Consider the following 6,000-nt stretch of genomic DNA (forward strand, 5'->3'; position numbering starts at 1 on the left):
GATCGCGCATCGTTTGATCACCGCTACTGGCTCCAAGTGCTGTCGGGCGCGAGAACCGCATAGTGCCTACGATGCGTGTGACTCATATCGTGGTAGCGCGGTGTCACTCGTGATGGTACTCGGAGATGCAAGGCGCGAACTATCCGGGCATCGACATGTGGTGTTCGGCGGCGGTTGCGTAAAGCGCACCACGTATCTTTGTCAGCGTCAGGTCCTAGTGTCCAAGCCGCACTACGCGTCATCCCCGGCGAGGCAGGTATGCCCCGTATTGGACGACATATCACTCGCATCTGTTTTGCGCTCGTCATGGCGATTTAGTCTGTCGACCAGTATGGCGCAGTCTGCGCGGAAATCTTGCGAACAAGCGCATCGCGCAAGGCCGCGGAGCGTTGCCTGTGCTTGGTAAGAAGTCGCGCGCTCGAGGCTCGAGCCGAATGGTACGGCAATAGACGGTTTGGCTTGGCGGACACGATGATACCTCGCTCAATTACAAGTATCTTGCAAAGCAGAACGTCAGTTCGTTCAGAGTTGCGGTCAAGCGCCGCAAGGCTTTGTCGAGTAACTCGAGATCGATGCCGTAGGAGAGGCGAATTCCGGTGGGGTCGCCAAAGGCTGTGCCAGAGACAGTTGCAACGCCAGCGTCCATCAGCAGCGCGTTGACGACGCTATCGGCGTCAAGCTCGCAGCGATTGGCCTGGGTGCGCTGCTGCAAACCCCTGAGATCGAGATAGAAATAGAATCCGCCCTGCGCTGCCGGGTGGGGTACCAATGTCAGCGCTGAAAGGATCGACAGCCCGAGCGCTCGTGCATTGGCGACGTGGCGTTGCAATCGCAATTCGAAGATTGGACTCCTGGTCTCCAGATGATGAAGCAGCGCATGCTGCGCGATGACATTGGGATTAGAGGTTGTATGGCTTTGCAGCGCCTTAACCGCACCGATCACAGCGCTCGGGCCAGCGAGATAGCCAATTCGCCAGCCGGTCAGGGCCAACGATTTTGAAAACGAATTGACAATCAAGATGCGGTCGCGCGCCCGTGGCGCCACCGAGACAATCGGGTCATGGGTATATGGGGCATGAGCGAAAGCCCCATAGCATTCATCGAAAATGATCCAGAGATTTCGCTCAACGGCGAGTGTAGCGATGCCAGCAAGGGTGTCGCGACCGTAGACCGTACCGGTCGGATTGTTCGGAGTATTGACCACAATCGCCTTAGTCTTTGGTGTGATGGCTGCAATGAGATCAGGAACCCTAGGCACATAGTTGCTATGGCGGGTATCAACAAAGATGGGCTTGCCGCCGGCAAGGGCGATTTGGGTTGGGAAAGTAGTCCAATACGGAGAGGGAATCAGCACTTCGTCACCGGGGTTCAGAAGAACCATGGCTGCATTGTAGAGCGCCTGTTTGGCGCCGCTCGTCACCGCGACCTCGTCAGCTGACCAAGGTTGGGCGGTTTCCGCAGAAATCTTGCGGGCAAGCGCATGGCGCAACTCCATCAGACCGAGCGTGTCAGTGTAGCGGTTGATATTACATCTAATTGCGGCGATCGCGCCCTCACGCACAGATGGCGCGAGATCGCTCCAGATCTCTCCGGCAGTCAGATCGATGATTTCGTTGCCGCTCGCGGCAGCTGCTCTTGCGACGCTCCTCGCCGCGGCGGTGTCCGACGACCTGAACATGAACGTCCGTTGGGCCAACACGTGCGCTCTCCGCCGATCTACAATCCGAGTTATCGATGCCATTGTGGCGCAAGGGTTGCCGGATTATCCTTAAAGCAGACCCAATCATTTCCCCGTTGGCTGTATGGCCGTCGCGATAGCTAACATCGAGGCACGCTCGATGATCTGGCGGAGAGGCCGTCTGCGAGAAAGGCGTTTTGCTGCTGCAGCAGATCCGAGCACGCAGCATTTCGTACGAGTGAGGAAATAGCGTGTGGATCAGCGCCATTGACGAGAATAGGTTGTGATTGTTTTTGCATGCTGGTTCCTTTCCGGTGCGCTTGACTGGCCGGTGCACGTCAGCGATGCGTGATACACTTCTCTCCCTTTTAGATCAATTGCTAGGGTTGGTAGTTGATCGGGGCGCAGAATATTTGCATCTCGGTGCAAAGGGCGCAGCCGGGCGATGCGGACCAGGGTGAAAGCCGTTTAGTTGGATGGCCGTCGCCCGTCGCGCCACGATCTCATCGATGACGACCTTCGAGCGGTGAACAGAAACACTTATGAGCCCACTGGGTGGCCCTCAGCTGGACATCCAAGATCAACGGAACGAGCTCTCCGAACGTATCGAGCGGCACTATCGTTCTAATGGCCACTTGGTATTCGCGCAGTTGGCAGATGGCGGAATGCGTCCTCCTAGAACTCGCTCAATCTGAGCGAGCGGTTTGAACGGGTATCTGTCGTCGAGCCATGCGTCCCCTAAACAGGAAGTTCAAATGAAACGTCTCAATTTGTCCACCTCAGTACCTTGATACAGCAGCACTAGATTGAGTGCGGCGCCGCCAACTGGCGTTTATCTGACGTGAGCGGTGAAGAAGACGGATGAAACTTGAGCTCAAAAGGCCAATAACGTTATTGAGGTCCGGTTAATGCCAAACTCGAAGTATTTGGAATCTCGGTTTCGAGACCGTGCCATGGCGGGGAAGTGATGCCGAAAGAAGCCGGAAACACGGTAATGTCGTCGAGCAGCCTGATCGATCTGCTTGACGTCCTCGACCTCGAAACGATCGATGTGAACCTATTTCGCGGCAAAACTCCTAAGACTAGCGCGCAACGTGTATTCGGCGGCCAAGTGATCGGGCAGGCGATGGGCGCGGCATGCCGTACCGTCGATAGCCGGTTGCCACATTCGCTACACGGCTATTTCATCCAGCCCGGCGACCCGCAGGTTCCAATCATCTATCAGGTCGAAAGGATGCGCGACGGCAAGAGCTACTCGATGCGACGCGTCACCGCGATCCAGCATGGTAATGCGATCTTCTCGATCATGGTGTCGTTCCACGTCGAGGAGCATGGCGTACTCGACCACCAAAACAGAATGCCCTATGTACCGCTGTTCGAAGAGCGCATCGCGCACGAATTGCCCAAGCCGCCGACGGAATTCGAAGCGCCGGGAGTCCTCCGCCGCTGCTATGCGATCGAGTTGCGCCCCGTCGAGACTGGCTCTTATTTCGGTAAGAAGATTGATGACGGTATTCATGTCTGGATCAAGATCGCCGCGAAACTGCCCACCAATCCGGGACTGCATATGTGTGCGCTGGCTTACGCCTCCGATTACCCTCTGCTGGATGCAGTGTCGGCGCGCTATGGTAACCGGCCGTTCGACAACAAACTGATGACCGTAAGCCTCGATCACGCAATGTGGTTCCACCGCCCGTTCCGCGCCGACGAATGGCTGCTTTACGCGCACGGTTCACCGAGCGCACAGCGTGGGCGTGGCTTCGCGCGGGGGCTGATCTTCAAATCTAACGGCACGCTAGTGGCGACTGTCGCGCAGGAAGGTTCGATGCGTAAGCGACGCAAAGCCCTCCACCAGCGTACAGATGCGGTAAGGTTTTGACTCGCGTCGCCAAACGTTGAGCGCGGGTCCGTCGTCACTTTATGTGCATCAGTGTCGCGCTCAGCAGTATCTGGTAAAGACGTGTTTGTCCGAAGCCCGATACTATGAAACAATTGGGCTGGCCGCACGAAGCACATAGATTGCCGCCGCTTCAAGCAAGGCTAGCCTAACTGTTCGTGTGGCACGCTGATTGCTGGGGGAAAAATGATCGCCGTAAATTGGCAGCTGTGCGGTCCTGAACCAAGGAGTTCAAATGAAAACGTCCCTCTTTGTCCAAATCAGTGCCATAGCAATAGCGGCGCTGTGCAGAATCACTACAGAGTCCGGGCTCGCTAACTCACGTCTACTGTGCTCATAACGACGGACCAGATGGACGAAACGAGTCCTAAAGCCCGATAAGGTCATTTCGGGCGGTTGAAGCCAAATCCGGAAACGAGAACGTTCGGATTTATGGCTGTGCTATACTCGGCAATGATACCGAAAGAAACAGGATGTGGAATGCCAAAAACCTTAATCGACCTGCTGGCTATCCTGGACCTCGAAGAGATCGAGATAAACCTGTTTCGTGGCAACAGTCCGAACGCTAGCTCGCACCGAGTATTCGGCGGTCAAGTGATCGGACAGGCGATGGTTGCCGCATGCCGGACTGTCGAGGGACGGCCCCTACATTCGCTACATGGCTATTTCACCCAGCCTGGCAACCCACAGGTGCCTATTATCTATCAGGTCGATCGGCTGCGCGACGGCAAGAGCTACTCGACTAGGCGCGTCACCGCGATCCAGTGTGGCAATACGATTTTCTCAACCATGTTGTCGTTCCACGCCGACGAGGAGAGCGCCCTTGACCATCAGGACAAGATGACCGAAGTAGTTCCGCCGGAAAAACTCACGGCGGAGGAATTGTCCAAGCATCCGATGTTTCCAGAGATGCCGGAAATCATCCACCGCTATTATGAATCAGATCGTCCGATTGAATTACGACCCGTTGAGATCGCGCGTTATGCCGGCGAGAAGATCGACGACGGCCGCATTCATATCTGGATCAAGAGCGCCGCGAAGCTGCCGGACGATCCGGCGCTGCATATGTGTGCGCTGGCCTACGCGTCGGATTTGTCGCTGCTCGATGTGGTGATGGCGCGGTATGGCGGCACGCTGTTTGACGGACGCATGATATCGGCAAGCCTTGATCATGCAATGTGGTTTCATCGTCCGTTCCGTGCCGACGAATGGTTGCTTTACGCAAACGATTCGCCGAGCGCACAGCGTGGACGGGGGCTCGCGCGAGGGTTGATCTTCAAGTCCGACGGCACGCTGGTGGCATCCGTCGCCCAAGAGGGTTTGGTGCGCGAGCGACGCTGAAGCGTCCCGTGCGAACAACGGGAGGCGTCATCATGACAACATTTAATCGTGCTCGCGGTGACCGCGGCGTGAAACGAGCCGCGATCTGAATGAGGCGCTTGTCACGGAAAAGGGCCATTCGCCTCTCAAACATTTCAACGAAGCTGTGCTTGTCTGTATCCGCCCGTCCTGATTAACGCGCATCGCTTCGTTGACCCTGTGCCTAGCCCGCCTCTTTTTTGAGCTTCTGATTGTCGTCCACGAAGTCGTCATTCCCCTCCGGACTCCGCCCCCATCAGCTTGATTTAATCGCAGTTGGCGGCGATACAGAATGAGAAGGCACCGCCGTTGATCCCGCGTTCGCCGTGTACGGCGCAAATGGTGGCAAATGATTTGCATGCCGCTGCCGGCGTTGACGCCGAGCTTGTGAATGGAATCAGGAATCGGCCTGGGTACGATTCGAGCAACCGGCCACTTCGACGGGGCTTATCTCAATGACAGCGATTAGCCGAGTATCTGTTGCAGCACGGTGCATAGCTGCTGAGATCCTTCGCCTTGTATGCGCTGTAGGCGTCATGGCGGTGCTACTCATGACACATCCAAGGACAACAATTGGTTATTGCGGTCGCCCGCGCCCGTGACATGGCAAGATGCTCAGCCAATACCATCTAAGATGAACAGCTCTCTTCCGACCAGAAAGCAGCCGATCTACTATTTTGCGTGGATCGATCGTACAATCCTGCACTATTTCATCCCTTAGTAAGCTTGGATTGTTTGCTACTGGAATTACGGAGGCACGCCGCGACCAGGATGAGCCCCAAGAGATTGTTCTGCTGTGGGAGGACGCGGCCGAAGTTGTGGCCGACGGCGACGAGGATGATGTTTGGCAGCATCGACGCGGCTCTTGAGATAGCGGTGGCCGATCATGGAATCATGGCGGAGGAGCGTCCCAGGTCGGCCTTGAAGGGTCCGAAGATATGCATTACTGGCCTGAGATGAAGGCGCGGCGAGGATTTTTGGACCGATAAGCTAGTGTCCTGAGTCACAAGTTCGCAATCGTAGATTCGCAGTAGATTCGCGTGGCTATGCCAAGGATGGAGGCAAA

The 6,000-nt window shown here is 56.2% G+C and carries 3 protein-coding genes; 2 read left to right on the plus strand and 1 reads right to left on the minus strand.

The window, feature by feature from the left end:
• Positions 1 to 487: 487 nt before the first annotated feature.
• Positions 488 to 1,699, minus strand: coding sequence for an aminotransferase class I/II-fold pyridoxal phosphate-dependent enzyme (locus PMN64_RS11455; protein ID WP_411780767.1), 1,212 nt, complete (start codon positions 1,697 to 1,699; stop codon positions 488 to 490).
• Positions 1,700 to 2,645: 946 nt separating this feature from the next.
• On the opposite strand from PMN64_RS11455, the gene PMN64_RS11460 reads away from it, so the two are divergent.
• Positions 2,646 to 3,557: an acyl-CoA thioesterase gene (locus PMN64_RS11460; RefSeq protein ID WP_411780768.1), complete on the plus strand. Its 912-nt coding sequence runs from the start codon at positions 2,646 to 2,648 to the stop codon at positions 3,555 to 3,557.
• A 498-nt stretch (positions 3,558 to 4,055) separates the two neighbouring features.
• Positions 4,056 to 4,916, plus strand: a complete 861-nt coding sequence (locus PMN64_RS11465; RefSeq protein WP_411780769.1) for an acyl-CoA thioesterase — start codon at positions 4,056 to 4,058, stop codon at positions 4,914 to 4,916.
• Positions 4,917 to 6,000: the final 1,084 nt, after the last annotated feature.

The organism is Bradyrhizobium sp. UFLA01-814 (assembly GCF_046718885.1).
GTDB classification, from domain to species: Bacteria; Pseudomonadota; Alphaproteobacteria; order Rhizobiales; family Xanthobacteraceae; genus Bradyrhizobium; species Bradyrhizobium elkanii.

Bases quoted from the DNA above. Each gene is read 5' to 3' on its own strand.
- PMN64_RS11460 (WP_411780768.1), top strand. From the start codon at position 2,646: ATGCCGAAAGAAGCCGGAAACACGGTAATGTCGTCGAGCAGCCTGATC.
- PMN64_RS11465 (WP_411780769.1), top strand. From the start codon at position 4,056: ATGCCAAAAACCTTAATCGACCTGCTGGCTATCCTGGACCTCGAAGAG.